At 26.4% G+C, this 1,133-nt stretch carries 1 protein-coding gene; it reads right to left on the minus strand.

The window, feature by feature from the left end; all coding sequences use genetic code 11:
- Positions 1-297 precede the first annotated feature (297 nt).
- Positions 298-1,002, minus strand: coding sequence for an N-acetylmuramoyl-L-alanine amidase CwlD (gene cwlD, locus KGF52_RS20980; protein WP_227436991.1), 705 nt, complete (start codon positions 1,000-1,002; stop codon positions 298-300).
- Between the last annotated feature and the right edge of the window lie 131 nt (positions 1,003-1,133).

Genomic DNA, 1,133 nt, shown 5'->3' on the forward strand with positions numbered 1-1,133 from the left:
AACTCTCAAATAAAAGTTTATCAGGCTCAGATACTATTGTTATCAAAATATCTGGCTTTATGGTTTGTTTCTTGTTTATAAATTAACCTACTGTTTAATTTTCAAAGTTCTTTTGTCTTATTTTTGTGCTCCTTTTGGGCACTCATATATAATATCATCTATGTTATTCTAAGTCAACGCTTTTTTAACTTTTATTTTAATTATTTTTTTGTCAAAACAAAAATAGCTCATATTAATGCATTTTTAAACACCTCAATACAAGCTATTTACATATTTAGACTTATTTTTATAATTATTTCAACTTAGATATTTTTGTATACCTATGTATATCGCCCACGCTATCTTTTCTTGATATGTTTCATCTGTCAAAAGTTTACATTCTTTTTCATTTGATAGAAAACCACACTCTATTAACACTGATGGAATATTATTTTCTTTCAAAAGGTATATGTCATCTCTAGGCTTAACTTCTCTGTTATTTGTTTTATCTACTACTCTTTTAAGTTCTTCTTGAATACACTTCGATAATTCCTTGCTATCTTGTTTATCTTTAGGATAAAAGGTCTGAGCTCCATAGTATTTAGACTGTTCAAATGCATTTAGATGTATGGATACGAACATATTAGCATTGGAATTAGAAATTATTTCTTTCCTATTTTTTAAGTTCTCATTATATTTTTGTCTTGTAGTTTTATTATTTTCTTCTTTATAGAGGCTACTGTCATCTTCTCTGGTTAATATTACAAGACCTCCACTTGATTCTATAAGCTCTCTAAGCTTAAGTGTTATTGCTAAGTTGATATCTTTTTCAGATGTGCTCTTATCCTTGTTTAATGCTCCTGGATCAATACCTCCATGACCAGCATCTAAAATTATTGTTTTATTTGTTATTGGCATATATTTGATAACATCTTCAGAAATATTTTTCACTTCAAATATTGATACTATTACTAGACACACCATAACAAAACTAAAAATTATATGTTTTATGTACTTTCTCACAACATCACCCTGTATATGTATACTTATAAAAACACTATAATATTCCAAATATTAGTACAAACATTTAAATTTCACTTTAGTATTTATCAATCTCTATTTTTTAATATTAATATATGATTACATAAATATGC

The sequence above is a fragment of the Clostridioides sp. ZZV15-6597 genome (genome assembly GCF_020657815.1).
Lineage (GTDB): Bacteria > Bacillota > Clostridia > Peptostreptococcales > Peptostreptococcaceae > Clostridioides.